The following is a 15,516-nucleotide window of genomic DNA, read 5'->3' as shown; positions in this document are numbered from 1 at the left end:
AACTCCCTCGCGTGGGCCCTGGCCGCGCTCTGCGTCGTCTGGACCGCCGCGCAGCTCGCGCTCGCCTGGAACGACGCCCCGATCGTCGACGAGCCGATCCATTTCTTCGACGGATCGCTCGCCTTCGATCTCGGGAACCCGTCGGCGAACCCCGAGCACCCGCCGCTCGTCAAGATCCTCGCCTCCGCGGCCGCGCGTCCCTGGCGGTCGCGCGCGGAGGCCGCGCCCCGGGGGACGGATCCCCGGGCGCCGGCGCCCTCGCTTCTCCTGGATCCGCACGAGAGCGCTCGAACGCGGATCTTCGCCGCGCGCCTTCCCGCGATCGCGATCGCGCTCGCGGCGATTGCCGCCTGCGGCGCCTGGGGCGCTTCGTTCGGCGGAGCGGCCGGCGGCTGGGCGTCGGCGGCGCTCCTGGCGTCCTCGACGCTCTTCGGCGCGCATGCCCATTTCATCGCCACGGACGCCCCCGTGGCGGCTCTCGTGTTCTGCGGCGCGTTCCTCCTCGACGCTCCCGACGGCCGGTTCCGCGGGAGTCGAATCGCGGCAGCCGGCGTTGTCCTCGGCGCCGCCCTGGCGGCGAAATACTCGGCCGTCTTCCTGGTGCCCGCGGTCGTCGGAGTTTCCTTTCTGCGGCGGCCGTCCCGCCGCGGGCTCGCGGCGCATCTCGCGGTCGCGATCGTGGCGGGCGCGACGCTCGCCGCGATCTGCGGATGGGCCTCGCGCAACGCGTCCGCGGCGGAGGTTCGCTCGGAGATCGCGGCGGCGCGGAGCGGCGGAACGACGAACCGGCTCGATGCCGGCGGGATGGGGCCCGTTCTCGCCGCGGCCCAGCGGCTCGCCGGCGTGAGCCCGGGACTCGCGCGCTACGCGCTGGGCACGGCGCTCGTCGGTTCGCCCGCGTTCCGGCGGGGAGGGTATCCCGCGTTCTTCCACGGCCGGATCACGACGACCGGCGCTTCCGGCTACTTTCCCGCATGCGTCGCGTTCAAGTTCGGGACGGTCGCCCTTCTGGCGGGGCTCGCCGGCGTCGCCTTCGCGGCGCGCCGGCTGCCCCTCCACGCGATCGTTCCGCCGGTCCTGTACTTCGCGGCCGCTCTCCCCGCGCACTATCTCCTCGGCGCGCGATACCTCCTGCCGATCTATCCCTTCCTCGCGCTCTGGGCGGCGCCGCTCGCCCGCATGGCTCCCCGCGCTCTCGTCGCGGCGGCGGCCCTTTCGATCGCGGGCGCCGCATGGGCGTATCCGTACTGGGTCGCCGATTCGTCCGCGCTCGGCCGCGCGATCGGGCCGATGGAGGAATGGTTCGCGGATTCCAATCTCGACTGGGGACAGGACCTCGGCCGCCTCGAGAAGAGGGCGATCGAGCGGCGGGTCACGCTCGGAATCGTGGGAGGATCGGAATTCGGCGGCCTCGCGGGGCTCTACCCGCACCTGCGTTTCCCCGACGCGAATCTTCCCCTTCCCGCCGGCCTCTACTCCGTCACGCGGTGGCGTCCGTTTCTGAATGCGGCGGCCGCGCCGCAGGCTCTCGCGGCCTATCCCCCCGAGCTCCGGCCGCTCGTCCTCCGGCTGAAGGAAGACCTCGACGTGCTCGCGCGCGGCCCCCTGCTGCCGGAATACTCGACGCCGTCGATGTTCGGGAGTGCCGCGCTCGACCCCGGCTTCCGGGGGCGCTCCGAATCCGTCCGCGGCGAGGAGACGCTCTCCGGCGCTACCACCAGTCCAGCCCGCCGCTGAGGACGCCCGTGGTCGGCGAAAGCGCCCGGCTCCCCTCCCGGCGGGCCGGAGCTCCCCAGGGCCGGGGAACGACGGGAAACACGTAGAAGTTCGTGGCGTCGAACCCGCCGCCCGCGACGAACCGGATCTCGACGGGCGCCCGGCGGTTGCGCTCGACGAGATCGGCGGGCAGCGGGACGACGATGGTGGGGCTCTCCGGATGCGGATTCCGGCGGCTCGAAAAGAGGGGCCGGCCGCTCTCGTCCTCGATCGAGAGCTCCGCCGAAGTCGCGCCGGTCAGCGATCCGATCCGCACGCGGAGCTCCGATCTCCGCCGATCGAGCCCGTTTCGGGGAATCTCCTGCCGCACCACGACGCCGCTCTTTTCGATGCGGCCCCATTCGCGGTCGAGCACGCCGGGGCGGGACCAGACGAGCCACGCGAAAGCCGCGGCCGCCAGGAGCGGCGCGATGAATTTCCGCGTCGCCGAGAGGACCGCGAAGAGGAGGAGCGGCGCGAGGAACGGAAGGCCGTAGCGAGGGAGCGATCCGACGAGGAGACTCTGCGCGACGACCATGAGAATCAGGATCGTCCCGAGGAGCGCGAACCGCCGGGTCTCCCGACTTCGCCACCCGCAGAGCGTCCACCCGACGGCGAGGAGGACGAGAAACGGCCGCGCGATCTTCGCGCCCTCGTCGATGCGCCAGTACGCCGCCGACCAGCTCGCGTCGTAATAGTCGGTCCCGAGCAGGGCGTGGAATGCCCGCCAGATCCACTGCCGGCGGATCTCCGGGGTGGCCGGCGGCCACATCGCCGCCCAGCGCGAACCGGCGAGCCGCAGCTCGTCTCGCGCGGTCCCGGCGGGAGTCGCGGCGGCGGGCCAGTGCGGGACGACGGCCGGCCAGAGATAGTCGAGCGAGCCGGTCAGCACGGCGCTCGACATCCCCGATCGCCCCGGCGAAGGATCGTGCGCGCGCCGCGCGAGCTCGAGCGGCGCCCAGAGCGCCAGGAAACCGGCCGCGAGCGCGCCCCAGACGACCGGCCGGCGGAGGCGGGGAGACTCGAGGCCCACGAGGGCGAGCACTCCCGCGGCCGCGCCGACGTTCGGGCGAACGAGGAAGAGCGCCGCGATCGCCGCTCCCAGGAGGAAGAGCCGCCGGATCGTGTCGCCGCGGGCGAGCGCGATAACCGCGGCGGCCGCGACGAAGCCGGCGGTCGCGAGGGACTCGCTCATCACCGCGCTCGCGGCGTCGCGGAACGAAAGCATGGCGAGCACGGCGAGAAAGAACGCCGCTCCGTGACCGCGTCCTCGTTTCCCGGCGACGAGGGCCGCGACGGCCGCGATCGCCGCGAAGAGGGCGAGAGACTGGATCACGACCGAGGCCCGGACGGGATTGCCGAAAAACGTCCGGCAGAGCGTGAGGAACAGGATGTACCCGGGCTTGATCGCGTGTCCCCAGCCGCCGACGTCGCGATAGGCCTTTCCTCCGAGGAAACCGAGCCGTTCGCGGGCGAGAGCGAGATCGATGCGGCTGTCGGACCAGACCACCACGGGGCCGCGCATCGCCGCCCACAGGTAGACGAAGAGACCCGCCATGCCGAGGACGACGAGGACGGCGGGGCCCATCTTGCCCCGGCGACGGCCGCCGCCGATCCGCGACCTCATCTCCGCGGCGCCATCGGCCGATGGTAACCGACGCCCCGGGAAGTGGCGAGCCGATCCGTCGCGAGCCGGCCGGAGGGAGTCCCGACTCGGTCAGTGGCGAGTCAGGACTTGGGAGCGCCGAAGAAACCCCGGAACCCGCGACGCGCGACCGTCGCCTCGCGACTTTCGACTCGCGGACTCCCCGACTCGCGACTGCCGACCCGGCAGGGTCAGCCTCACACGCGCCGGGCGACGCTCATGCCGATCAGCAGGAAGACGAGGAAAAGCACGAGGAAGAGGAACGCGAAGATCTTGGCGATCGCAAACGACGCTCCGGCGATGGACGTGAACCCCAGGAGTGCCGCGACGATCCCGACGAGAAGGAAGACGACGGCGAGCCTCAGCATGACACCCTCCCGGGCGGAGCGTTCCGCCCGCCCTCCCGAGAGGATGTGCATCGGGAATGCCAGAACTCGGCTCGAGAGGTCGCCCGGGCGGCGGCACACTCGTTGCTCCGATGCTTCCCGTGACCGGAACGTGCCACCGCTGCGGGGTCGAAGGGCCGCTCTTCATCCTGGAGGGAGCCCGCTACTGCCGCCCCTGCATGGAGCTGAGCTTCCGGGCGGTTCGAAACTACCGGCTCCTCGAGCGCCGCAATCCGCGACGAGAGCCGCGCGGCTTCGGGCGCCGCTGGACGGACATCCTGACCGAGGAACGACCGAAGCCCGACTCCTGAGTCAGGGCGATTCGCCGTGTCCCGGCGGCCTCCCTTCGATCCGTGCCGGGGTCGGCGGCGGAACGGGAAGAACCGTCTCCGCTTGATAGATCGCGGTCAGTGAGCGTTCGGGAGCCGACGCATCGACGACGTGCGTCGGTTCGCCTCCGTCCGACCAGGACCGGAAAAGATACGTCCTCCCGTCGATCGTCTGCCGGCCCGAAGCGCTGACGGTGTTCCGGGAACCGGCGATGACGGTCCGGGAGAACGGAGTCGTTTCCGGTCCGTCGCCGGCGTCGAGCTTCAGTCCGCGCGGGAGGGAGTCGAAGGAGAGCGCGGCGGTTTTCGGCGGGAGGTACACGCTCGCGATCCCGGGGATTCCGAGGGAATTGACCGCCGTCAGCCGCAGCTCGAGGGACGACGGGTACTCGTGATCGGGCGCGTTGAAGGTCCCCCCCGATACGCCGAAAAACGTCTGGATGTCGTGCGTGTGGCAACCCGACGGGCAATGGTGCATCACGAGAGTCCAGGTCATCGCCGAAGAAGGAAGCGCGCCCTCTTTCGGATCGGCCGCGTGGCCGCTGAACCGGATCGCATCGCCGACGGACCATGCCGATCCGCCGGCGGGCGCGTCGATGGACGCTTCCGGAGCCTCGTCGTACGCGGCGATCGCGATCGGATCGCTCCAGGCGGACACCCCGCGCTCGTCGGTGACGCGCAGGCGGATGGCGTGCACGCCCGACTCCGTGATCGTCGTCGTGGGCCGGGGGTCGGCCGAATCGGAATAGTCGCCGTCGCCGTTGAAATCCCAGGCGTAGGAGAGCGTGTCGCCCGGCCGGAACCCGTGCGAGCCGGTCCCGTCGAGCTTCACCGTGAGCGGGGGCGCGCCTTCCGTTCGGTCGGCGACCGCCGAAGCGGTCGGCGCCCCGTACTGGACGCGGCGGATCGCTCCGCCCTCGTAGTCGACGTAGTAGAGATCGCCGCCCGGGCCGATCTCGAGGTCCACGGGATGCGAGGCGTTCCCGATGAAGAGGGTTCGCGTGGAAGGGTCCGGATCGCCCCCCGAGCCGGCGAACATCACCCAGGTGCAGTTGCGGGTGTGGTCGGCGAAGAAGAGGGCTCCGTCGTAGGCCGTCGGATAGCTCCCTCCCCCGTAGAACGCGAGACCGGTCACCGAGGAACCCGCTTTCGCGCAGCCGTCGCCCGCGACGACGTCGTCGGAATGACGGTAGGCGAACCAGGGCGCGGCCGCGGCCGAGGGGTCGCGGTAGAGATCGTTCATGCAGATGTTCACCTGCGCGCTGACCCAGTCGGGCATCGGGAACGCCCCCTCGAAACAGGGCCAGCCGAAGTCCTTCACTTCGGACGCGGGACGCGGGGCGACGTTGATCTCCTCCCACAGGTTCGTCCCGTCGTCGCCGATCCACAACGCGCCCGTGCCGGGGCGGATCGTGAACCGGAAAGGGTTCCGGAAACCGTATGCGACGATGCGCCGGGCGTTGGCGTCCGCGCTCGCGGCGAGAGGATTGTCGGACCGGGCGTTCCCGGTCGCCGGATCGACCCGGATGACCGTCCCGTTCAGGACCGCCGGCTCTCCCCGCCTTCTCCGGAGGCTCTGGCTGCGGAGAGCCCCGCCCTCCGCCCACGGAGGCTGCATCACGCCCCCGACTCCGCCGGGAGGATCTCCGAGCGGGTTTCCGCCGAATTGCCCGTAATCGACCGTTCCGAGGCTCGCGCCTTCTCCGGCGCTCGCATAGAGCGCCCCGTCGAATCCGAACTGGAGCGAGCCGACCGAGTGGCTCGGAAACTGCTGCCCCCACGCGTTGACGAGGACCTTCTCCCCGCCCGACATGCGGCTGCCGGACGCCGTGAGCCTCGAGAGCCGCCCGCTCACGACGCACCCGTCCGTGTTCGGCCCCGGCGGCGTCGGGCAACCGTCGTTCCAGACGGGCGCCGTTCCGCCGATCGGCGCGTCGAACGCGTACAGGACGTAGACGTACGGCTTCTGCGGAAAGCCGGGATCGAGCGCCATCCCGAGAAGGCCCCGGTCCCAGTAGTCGTCGACGTTCTTCGTGAGATCCGCGAAGATCGACGGCTGCGGAACGTACAACGAGGGAAAGACCTTTACCAGGCCGCTTTTCTCCGCGACGAACATCCGGCCGTCCGGGGAGAAACGGACGACCGTCGGGTGCGTCAACCCGCCGACGACGAGAGAATCCTGGAATCCGGGAAGCAGACGAGGCTGAGCGGACGCCGGGGCCGCGGCGGCAACGGCAAACGCCAGCGCGCACAGAAGCGCTCGCCGGGGGCTCTTCCGGACGGTTGGCGCGGGCACGGAACCCCGAATTGCAATGCGGATGCCGGATATCCGGAAGATCCGTTTTGCGGCACTTCCACCTCCTGCCGGGGTCTGCCCGATAGAATGACGAGAAATGCGCAAGCTTCGGGTGGGAGTCATCGATCTCGTCAGCCGGGGCCCGACGCGGGCTCTGTACGCCCGGGTGATGCACGCCAACCTCGCGAGCGTCATGCCGCAGGTCGTCGCCGCGTGGTGCGAGGCGGAAGGTCATGCCGTCACGTTCGTCTGCTACACGGGACTCGAGAACCTCGCCGCCGAGCTGCCCGAAAGCGTCGACATCGTCTTCATCGGCGCGTTCACGGAAGCGGCGCTCCTGGCCTACGCGCTGAGCGGCTACTTCCGGGCGCGGGGAGCGGTCACGGTCCTCGGCGGGCCGCACGCGCGGTGCTATCCCGAAGACGCGCGGCGGTACTTCGATTACGTCGCCGGGTTCACCGACCGGACGATCGTCGGCGAGATCCTGCGAGACTGCTCTCCCCACCCCGGCGAGGGGTTGCACCTCGATGCGAAACGGCAGCCGGCGTCCCTGCCGAGCGTTCGCGAGCGCTGGAAGTTCATCGAGCCCACCCTGAGGAAGGCCCCGTTCCTGAAGATCGTGCCGATGCTCGGGAGCCTCGGCTGCCCGTACACGTGCAGCTTCTGCATCGATTCGGTCGTCCCCTATCAACCGCTCGACTTCGGCATGCTGCGCGACGACCTGAGGTTCTTGAAGCGCACCCTCGGCCGTCCCCGCGTCGGATGGCACGATCCGAACTTCGGGGTCCGGTTCGACGACTATCTCGACGCGATCGACGACGCCGTCCCGCCCGGCAGCGTCGACTTCGCCGCCGAGAGCAGCCTCTCGCTCCTTTCCGAGCCGCACCTGAAGCGTCTGGCGCGGAGCGGTTTCAAAGCGCTCCTTCCCGGAGTCGAATCCTGGTACGACCTCGGCAACAAGTCGAGGACGGGTCAGAGCCGGGGGATGGAGAAGGTCAGGCAGGTGTCGGAGCACGTCAACCTGATCCTCCGGTACGTTCCCTACGTCCAGACGAATTTCGTTCTCGGCCTCGATTCCGACGCCGGCCCCGAGCCCTTCGAATTGACGCGCCGCTTCATCGACCTCGCCCCCGGGGCCTTCCCGGGCTATTCGCTTCTGTCCGCCTTCGGGCGCGCGGCGCCGCTCAATCTCGAGTACCAGCGCGCGGGGCGCGTTCTGCCGTTCCCCTTCCACTTCCTCGACAACAACCGCGCGATGAACGTGCGCCCGAAGAATTACTCCTGGCCGGACTTCTACGACGAGGTGATCGCGCTCACGAAATACACGTTTTCGTGGAAGGCGATCTCGAGGCGCTTCCGGGCCGCGCGCACGCCGATCCCGCGGTGGCTCAACGTCGTTCGCGCCGTCTCCTCGGAGGGCTTCGGACGCCTCGTCCACTACCGCGAGGTCCGGCGGCGCCTCGAGGCCGATCGGAGCGTCCGCGACTTCTTCCATCAGGACACCGAGGAGATTCCCGCTTTCTATTCCGACCTCGTGCGGCAGGAGCTCGGCCCCTTCTGGAAGTGGCTTCCCGAGGGCGCGCTTCGACACGATCCCGAGGCGTACCGCAAGACGGAAGAGGGAATCGGCGTCGCCCCCGCTGCCGCTCCCGCCCCGATCCGCGCTTCCGTCCTCTGACGCCGCGACGAACGGCGGCGGCCGTGCGCTAATATCGGTCGAGGAACATCGACTGAAAGTCACCAGCTTCGGCGCGACATCGGGTCTGCCCCCGGAAAGGCCCGTCCCGAGCCCGGGAACGAGACTCGGTCCGTACGATCCGCCTTCGCTCGCTGCCGCGAGCCGGAAGTCCCGCCATCGCCCTGGCGACGGCGGGTATGGCGCGGCCGAGAGGCTTTCATGACGCTTGCGGCCGGCGTCAAACTCGGACCTTACGAAATCGTCTCGCCCCTGGGAGCCGGAGGCATGGGTGAAGTCTACAGAGCCAGGGACACCCGCCTCGGCCGCGACGTCGCGATCAAGGTCCTTCCCGAGCGCCTCGCCTCCGACCGCGACGCGGCCGCCCGCTTCGAGCGCGAGTCGAAGGCGGTCGCCGCGCTCTCGCACCCGAACATCCTCGCGATCCACGACGTCGGCAAAACCGAGGACGGCGTCGCCTATGCCGTCACCGAGCTCCTCGAAGGATCGACCCTCCGCGACCGGCTCGAAGGGGGTGCGCTTCCTTTCCGCAAATGCGTCGACTACGGCGTCCAGATCGCCGAGGGCCTCGCGGCGGCGCACGAGCGCGGGATCGTGCACCGGGATCTCAAGCCCGAGAACGTCTTCGTCGCCCCGGACGGCCGCGTGAAGATCCTCGATTTCGGCCTCGCGAAGGCGGCGCCGGCGATCGACGACTCCGCGACCGCTTCTCCGACCGTCTCCTCGCCGACGGATCCCGGAACGGTTCTGGGAACGGTCGGCTACATGGCCCCGGAGCAGGTGCGCGGCCGCGCGGCCGATCATCGAAGCGACATTTTTTCCCTGGGCTCCGTCCTCTACGAGATGGCGACCGGTCGCCGTGCGTTCAAGGGCGATTCGGCCATCGAGACGATGAATTCGGTCTTGAAGGAAGACCCGCCGGAGATCTCGACGGTGCGCGGCGTCCCGCCCGATTTCGACCGGATCGTCCGGCACTGCCTGGAGAAGTCGCCCGCGGAGCGATTCCAGTCCGCGCGCGACGTCGCGTTCGACCTCAAGCACGCGGCCGGCGATTCGTCGATCCGGAGCGGGCCGGCGCGCGCCCGCATTCCGGTGCGCCGCTGGGTTCCGGCCGCCGCCCTCGCCGCCGCGCTGATGCTCGCGGCCGCGGCGTTCCTGCTCGGCCGCCGGAACGGCGCGCGGAACGCCCGGGAGCATCCCCCGACCTACATGCCGCTGACGTTCCGGCGCGGGGCGGTGCTTTCGGCGAGGTTCCTCTCGGACGGGAAGACCGTCGTCTATTCCGCGACGCTCCAGGACGAACCGATCGCGATCTACAGCGTCCGATCGACCGGTCCCGAATCGCAGAAGCTCGACCTTCCCCCGGCGCAGCTCTTTTCGGTGTCGAAATCCGACGAGCTCGCGATCGGGCTCGGCTTCCACTACACCTACGGCTTCATGTCGGAATCCACGCTCGCCCGGGTCCCGATCACGGGCGGGACGCCTCGCCCGGTCGCCGAGCGCGTAGTCAGTGCGGACTGGTCCCCCGACGGGAACGATTTCGCGATCGCTCGGATGGTCGGCCGGCAGTGCGTGCTCGAGTACCCGGCCGGGAAGACGCTCTATTCGACCGGCGGGTGGATCGACGGCGTGCGCGTTTCGCCCGACGGCGACCGCGTCGCGTTCGAACTGCACGGATCGGAGGGGGATTCGCTCGGCGACGTCGCCGTCGTCACTCGTTCGGGACGGCTCACGAAAGTCGCGAAGGGATTCGGGAACCTCCGCGGGGTCGCGTGGTCCGGCGACGGCCGCGAGGTCTACTGGACCGCCACGCGCAGCGAGGGGTTCTACCTCGGGGCTTCGTCCCTTTCGGGCCGCGAGCGCACGCTTCTTTCGGCCGGCGCCTTCGACAACCTGCTGGATTTCCGAAACGGGCAGGCGCTGATGGCGCGGTTCGACCAGCGGCGCGAGACGCAGATCGTCACTCCCGCGGCGGCGGCGCCGAAAGACATGTCGTGGCTGGACTGGACCTGGCCCACCGACGTCAGCCGCGACGGGCAATGGCTGCTCTTCTCGGAACAGGGGCGGGCGGTCACTTCGGTGGGAGAGTACGTGACCTACATCCGGCGGACCGACGGATCTCCGGCCAGCCGGCTCGGATTCGGCTTCGAAGGCTCCTTCTCGCCCGACGGACGTTTCGCGGCGATCATCCGCGAGAACGCCGCTGCGCGGGGGGGAGAGAAACCGAAGCGCGAGCTCACGATCGTGCCGACCGGCGCCGGCCGGCCGCAGCCGGTCGATACGCCCGGCTTCGACCCCGAATGGGTCGAGTGGCAGCCCGATGGAAAACGGATCGTGATTTCAGCGTCGTCGGCGACGGGAGGCTCGCTCTTCTACGTCCGTACTCCCGAGGACGCTTCCGCACGGCCGATCGAGGCGCCGCCGCTCGGCTCGACTCAGTGCTTCGCGGTGTCGCCCGATCCGTTTACCATCGCCGCGGTCGCGGCGGACGGCCGGATCGCTCTCATCCCCGTCGGCGGCGGGCCTCCGCGTCTCGTGCCGGCCGCTCCGGAAGCGCGCTGCGTGCTCGCGTGGGACCCATCGGGGAGAAGCGTGTATTACCAGGACGCGACGGCGCTCCCGGGGCGGATCCGGAAGCTCGACGTCGCCACGGGAAGGAACGAGCTCTTCCGCTCCGTCGAACCGGCGGACAAGGCAGGGGTCCTGGCCGTCGCGCCGATCCGGATGACGCCCGACGGGAAGACGATCGCCTTCTCTTTCCGCCGCTCGCTGAGCGATCTGATCCGTGTCGACGGCCTCCGCTGACGCGGACCCGGCTGCAAGATATCCCTGCTGGTACGGCCTTCGCAGGTCTCCCGCCGTGGCGCGCGAAGGCTCGGTTTTCGTCATCTTCTCGGCGGTCGCGGCCAACGTCGTCATCGCGGCGGGAAAGTTCGCCGCGGCGTTCGTCACCGGGAGCTCGGCGCTGCTCTCGGAAGCGGTTCATTCTGTCGTCGATTCGGCCGACGGCCTGCTCCTCTTCCTCGGCGAACGGCTCAGCCGGCGCCCGGCGGATCGCGCGCACCCGTTCGGCCACGGCCGCGAGCTGTACTTCTGGTCGATGGTCGTTTCCCTCGTCATCTTCGGCGCCGGCGGAGGGATCTCGGTCTACGAGGGGATCCTCCACGTCGTTCATCCCACCGATCTCGCCAGGCCCGCCTGGAACTACGGGGTGCTCGGCTTCGCCGCGGTGTTCGAGTCGATCTCGTGGGTGATCTCGTTGCGGCACTTCCGAAAGAACCAGCCGAGCGGCCGGGGAATCGTCGAGACGATCCGCCGGAGCAAGGATCCGACGCAGTTCGTCGTTCTGCTCGAAGACTCGGCGGCGCTCGTCGGGATCGGCGTCGCCGCGGCGGGGCTCGGGCTCGACGCCCTTCTCGGGACGCGGGTCTTCGACGGCGTCGCTTCGATCCTGATCGGCATCGTTCTCGGCGCCGTCGCCGCGATCCTGCTCTACGAGACGCGCGGGCTGCTGATCGGCGAGAGTCTGGACGGCGAGCGGGCGGAGGCGATCCGGCGGATCGCTTCCGAGGACGACGCCGTGGAAACCGCCGGAGCTCCGCTCACGATGCACCTCGGGCCCGCAGACGTCCTGCTGAATCTCGAGCTCCGGTTTCGCCGAGGTCTTTCCCTCGAGGACGTCGAAAGCGCGGTGCGACGCCTCGAGGCGGAGATCCGGCGCCGCTTCCCCGAAGTTCGGCGCATCTTTCTCGAGGCGGAATCGCTGGCGGGATCAAAGGCATCCGGGGGGAGCCGCGTGGGGCGCGTCGGGCTCGACGGCATGTGAGAAATTCACTTATTGTGAAAAATTCACGACGAAAAGATTCACGAGGTCGAAGCCAGGCATCGCCAGAACGCAGATAAGTGTCGTTTCAACAGCACTCTGAGTCTGCGGGTTGCTCTTGAAGAACATGGCTCGAACGTTGCGCTTGGTGACTCCCAGAAAGCGGAGGAACAAAATGTCGAACGAAGTCAGAATCAAGCTTACGGACGAACAGAAGGCCAAGATCAAAGAAGGCACGGGCAAAGAGATGGGCGAGATCCGGGTCGGCAGCCTCGGCAACAACCCGGCGGTGACGGCGCCCTCCCCCGAGGAATTCTCGGGCAAGTCGCTCTCGGGCAAGAGCCTCTCCGGCAAGTCCCTTTCGGGCAAGTCGCTCTCCGGGAAGTCGCTCTCGGGTAAGAGCCTCTCGGGCAAGTCGCTCTCGGGCAAGAGCCTCTCCGGCAAGTCGCTCTCGGGCAAATCCCTCTCGGGCAAGTCGCTCTCGGGCAAGAGCCTGTCCGGCAAGTCGCTCTCGGGCAAGAGCCTCTCGGGCAAGTCCCTCTCCGGGAAGTCGCTCTCGGGCAAGAGCCTGTCTGGCAAGTCGCTCTCCGGGAAGTCGCTTTCGGGCAAGAGCCTCTCGGGCAAGTCGCTCTCCGGAAAGTCCCTGTCCGGAAAGTCGCTGTCCGGCAAGAGCGTCTAACCCAACCAACCAACCAACTCCTTCCCAGCGCCCCGGTCCTCCGGGGCGCCTTTTTTTTGGGGCAGGCGAGGGTTCGTGGGGGGCAGGAGCGGCCGTAAAGGCGGATCTGTTCGGCGGACGATCTCAGATCTCTTCGCTTTCTCCGATTCGGGCCCGCGCGTCGGGACCGTTGTCCCACAGCATCGAGACGACCCGCCAGCGGCCTTCCGATCGGTAAAGCTGAATGCTGTTGACCCCCGCCATGAAGGGTGGACCGTCCGGCGTCCGCCGCGACTCGTAGAACGACAATACGTGGGCGGCGTCGCCCCATACGAAGACCCGGCGGTCGGTTTCGATCTCCCAGAACGAGACCGAGGCGAGCAGCCGGCTTCTCGAGCCGACGTACGCCTCCACGTCGAAGACCTCGGGCCTCGTTGACCCGTCCTCTCCCGCGGCGAGCGGCATGAGGCGTGCCTCGGGGGCGAAGAGCTTCCGGAACCGGGCCCAGTCGCGCGCGGCCCCCGCCGGCCCCGAGATGCACGCGTACAGCGCTCCGGCGATCTCCTCCGGAGAGGCCGCTCCGCCGCCGGCGAGTTCGCCGCCGCTCATTCGCCGTCGGCCGCTTCGCCGTCGGAATCGGCGTCGATTCCGAGGTAGGCGAGCGTCATCCGGGTGAGCTCACGCACGAGCGCATCCACCGAGAGGGGCGGACGGCCCGGCCAGACCTCGCGGAAGAGGATCGCCTCCCGCAACACCGAGCGCGCCGCGAGCATCGCGAAATCGACCGCGACCGCCCGGTTCGGATGGCGGATCGCATTGTCCCGGGTCAGACCGCGAATCGTTCGCGCGTGGTTCAGGCGGTTCAGGTTCTGCAGCCGACGATGGATCGGGACGTCGGTATGCGACCGCAGGACGAGAGCGCGCGCCACCGGGCGGCGCCGAACGTACTCGCTCGCCCAGACGGCGATGATCCGCCGCAGGAGCTCGCCGCCGCGGACCGCGGTTCCGGTCCCGGCCGTCACCTCCGAGAAGATCGCGATGAACTCCGACGTCATGCGATCCTCCAGGTGACGGAACAGGGCCTCCTTGTTTCGAAACCGGGCGTAGAAAGCCCCCGTCGTCAGCCCGGCCCGGCTCACGATGTCCTCGATCGTCGCGTCGTCGAAGCTCTTCTCCTCCATGATCGCTTCGGCCGCATCGAGGAGACGGTTGCAGGTTTCGACGCTCCGGGCCTGCTTGGGTTCGCGAAGAGCCGCGCTCATGTTGAGATAGTAATCATTATTATCATTCTGGCAGCGCCCTTCCCCGTCGTCAAGGCACCCGCTCCCCGTTGACTCGAACCGGCCGCCGCCGGAGGATGGAGGCCGCATGGGAAAGCTCGACGGAAGAAACACCGTCGTCACGGGAGGAGGCAGCGGCATCGGCGCCGCGATCGCCCGGCGGTTCGCCGCGGAGGGGGCCTCGGTCGTCGTCGCCGACCGCCGCGAGGATGCGGCGCGGGCCGTCGCGGAGGAGATCGGCGCCTCGGCCGTCTCCGCGACCGCCGACGTCTCCCGCGAGGACTCGATGCGGGAAATGATCGACGGCGCGCTCTCCCGGCTCGGGCGCCTCGACGTCCTCGTCAACAACGCGGGCATCGGAGAGCGGGCGGTCCCGATCGAGGAAAAGAGCGCGGCCGACTGGCAGCGGGTGATCGACACGAACCTGTCGTCGGTCTTCTACGGGATCAAGCATGCGGCGCGCGTCATGAAAGCGAGCGGCCGCGGCGGCGTGATCGTGAACGTGTCCTCGATTCTGGGGAGCGTCGGCTTCAAGGGCGCGCCGGCGTACGTCGCGGCCAAGCACGGGATCCAGGGGTTGACGAAGGCCGCCGCTCTCGAGCTCGCCCCGTTCGGAATCCGCGTCGTCGCGGTTCAGCCGGCCTTCGTTCATACGCCGCTCGTCGCCGCGGAACTGGAGGCCGCCGTGCTGCCGCTGCACCCGATCGGCCGGATCGGCGAGCCGGAGGAAGTCGCGGCGCTCGTGACGTTCCTGGCTTCCGACGAGGCGGGGTTCATGACCGGCGCGGGGTATCTGATCGACGGCGCCTACACCGCACAGTAGCCCGGCAGGCGCGGCGATGCATCGAGCGAATACGGGCGCGTGCCGGCCGCGCCGCCCTGCGACATACGCTCCCGGTACGCGTTCGGGGCCGTCGGCCTGTGGGTGCGCGTCTCGCTCGGCTCTGACCGCGCCTCATTGACCTTGCGTCACGGACCGGAGCCACGCTGCGATACCCTTCCTGCCGATGGCCGACTCCCGTCGCCTGCAACGAATCCGCCGGGCGATCCTCGCGATCGGGTTCGCCGCGGCGATCGTGATCTACGTCGTCGCCGGCCCCGACGCCGACAACCCGAACGGCTACGACCCGATGCAGAACAAGATGTACCTCCACGACCTCGAGCTCTATGGCGGCAAGGCGAACATCCTGGCGGCCGAATTCCGCGACTGGTTCGTCGAGCTCTGGCAGGGCCGGACACTCGCCTTCACGGTCGCGTTCCTGACGGTGCTCATCTTCCTGGGCATGCGTTTCGTCGCGCGCTTTCCCCGCGAATACGAGGACGACGCGCCGGGGGTCCACCGCGGGCCTTGGCGGGACCGGGGCTGACCTTCTCGGCGACCCTGCTTCCGTGATCGTCCATCTCATCGACGGAACGTACGAGCTGTTCCGGCATTTCTACGGGCTCCGGCGCTTCACCAAAGGCGAAGACCGCCCGCTCGGGGCCGTCGCCGGCGCCGCGAACACCGTCCTCGAGCTGATCGAGAAGGGGGCGACGCACGTCGGAGTGGCGACCGATCACGTCATCGAGTCGTTTCGCAATCGCCTCTGGCCGGGGTACAAGACCGGCGAAGGGATCGAGCGGGCCCTCCGGGCCCAGTTCGAGCCGC

Annotated in this window: 14 protein-coding genes; 9 read left to right on the top strand and 5 right to left on the bottom strand. The window is 69.2% G+C overall.

Features of this window, described 5'->3' with window-relative positions; all coding sequences use genetic code 11:
• Positions 1-1,737, top strand: a 1,737-nt coding sequence (locus VFS34_02745; GenBank protein HET9793355.1) for a hypothetical protein, incomplete at its 5' end; no start/stop codon positions are given.
• Here the strand turns inward: VFS34_02745 and VFS34_02740 are convergent.
• Both VFS34_02740 and VFS34_02735 read right to left on the bottom strand, forming a co-directional pair.
• The gene (locus VFS34_02740) at positions 1,712-3,382 is read right to left on the bottom strand and encodes a hypothetical protein (protein HET9793354.1); all 1,671 of its coding nucleotides are present in this window, start codon (positions 3,380-3,382) and stop codon (positions 1,712-1,714) included. The genes VFS34_02745 and VFS34_02740 overlap by 26 nt on opposite strands.
• A 215-nt stretch (positions 3,383-3,597) precedes the next feature.
• Positions 3,598-3,867 carry a DUF1328 domain-containing protein gene (locus tag VFS34_02735; GenBank protein HET9793353.1) on the bottom strand — a complete coding sequence of 90 codons (270 nt, stop codon included), beginning with the start codon at positions 3,865-3,867 and terminating at the stop codon, positions 3,598-3,600.
• 11 nt (positions 3,868-3,878) lie between these two features.
• Between VFS34_02735 and VFS34_02730 the strand changes: the two genes are divergently transcribed.
• Positions 3,879-4,097: a hypothetical protein gene (locus tag VFS34_02730; protein HET9793352.1), complete on the top strand. Its 219-nt coding sequence runs from the start codon at positions 3,879-3,881 to the stop codon at positions 4,095-4,097.
• Position 4,098: 1 nt separating this feature from the next.
• On the opposite strand, the gene VFS34_02725 is transcribed toward VFS34_02730, so the two are convergent.
• Positions 4,099-6,411: a PQQ-dependent sugar dehydrogenase gene (locus VFS34_02725; GenBank protein HET9793351.1), complete on the bottom strand. Its 2,313-nt coding sequence runs from the start codon at positions 6,409-6,411 to the stop codon at positions 4,099-4,101.
• A 97-nt stretch (positions 6,412-6,508) separates the two neighbouring features.
• Here VFS34_02725 and VFS34_02720 point away from each other — a divergent pair, with 97 nt between their 5' ends.
• From VFS34_02720 to VFS34_02705, 4 genes are all read left to right on the top strand, one after another.
• Complete coding sequence (locus VFS34_02720) at positions 6,509-8,089, top strand: radical SAM protein (protein ID HET9793350.1); 1,581 nt, start codon at positions 6,509-6,511, stop codon at positions 8,087-8,089.
• 219 nt (positions 8,090-8,308) lie between these two features.
• The gene (locus VFS34_02715; GenBank protein HET9793349.1) at positions 8,309-10,912 is read left to right on the top strand and encodes a protein kinase; all 2,604 of its coding nucleotides are present in this window, start codon (positions 8,309-8,311) and stop codon (positions 10,910-10,912) included.
• Between the two features lie 55 nt (positions 10,913-10,967).
• Positions 10,968-11,933, top strand: a complete 966-nt coding sequence (locus tag VFS34_02710; GenBank protein HET9793348.1) for a cation diffusion facilitator family transporter — start codon at positions 10,968-10,970, stop codon at positions 11,931-11,933.
• 172 nt (positions 11,934-12,105) lie between these two features.
• The gene (locus VFS34_02705; GenBank protein HET9793347.1) at positions 12,106-12,609 is read left to right on the top strand and encodes a pentapeptide repeat-containing protein; all 504 of its coding nucleotides are present in this window, start codon (positions 12,106-12,108) and stop codon (positions 12,607-12,609) included.
• 123 nt (positions 12,610-12,732) lie between these two features.
• Here the strand turns inward: VFS34_02705 and VFS34_02700 are convergent, their stop codons facing one another.
• A complete protein-coding gene (locus VFS34_02700) occupies positions 12,733-13,197 on the bottom strand; it encodes a hypothetical protein (protein ID HET9793346.1) in 465 nt (154 codons plus the stop codon).
• Complete coding sequence (locus VFS34_02695) at positions 13,194-13,850, bottom strand: TetR/AcrR family transcriptional regulator (GenBank protein HET9793345.1); 657 nt, start codon at positions 13,848-13,850, stop codon at positions 13,194-13,196. Before VFS34_02695 ends, VFS34_02700 begins: the two co-directional genes overlap by 4 nt.
• Before the next feature lie 106 nt (positions 13,851-13,956).
• Here VFS34_02695 and VFS34_02690 point away from each other — a divergent pair, with 106 nt between their 5' ends.
• From VFS34_02690 to VFS34_02680, 3 genes are all read left to right on the top strand, one after another.
• On the top strand, positions 13,957-14,691 hold the full coding sequence (locus VFS34_02690) for a glucose 1-dehydrogenase (GenBank protein ID HET9793344.1): 735 nt from the start codon (positions 13,957-13,959) through the stop codon (positions 14,689-14,691).
• Positions 14,692-14,875: 184 nt separating this feature from the next.
• Positions 14,876-15,235, top strand: coding sequence for a hypothetical protein (locus VFS34_02685; GenBank protein ID HET9793343.1), 360 nt, complete (start codon positions 14,876-14,878; stop codon positions 15,233-15,235).
• 22 nt (positions 15,236-15,257) lie between these two features.
• The coding region (locus VFS34_02680) for a flap endonuclease (GenBank protein HET9793342.1) at positions 15,258-15,516 on the top strand (259 nt) is incomplete at its 3' end.

The organism is Thermoanaerobaculia bacterium, from assembly GCA_035717485.1.
Lineage (GTDB): Bacteria > Acidobacteriota > Thermoanaerobaculia > UBA5066 > DATFVB01 > DATFVB01.
This window is presented reverse-complemented; position numbering and strand designations above follow the sequence as displayed.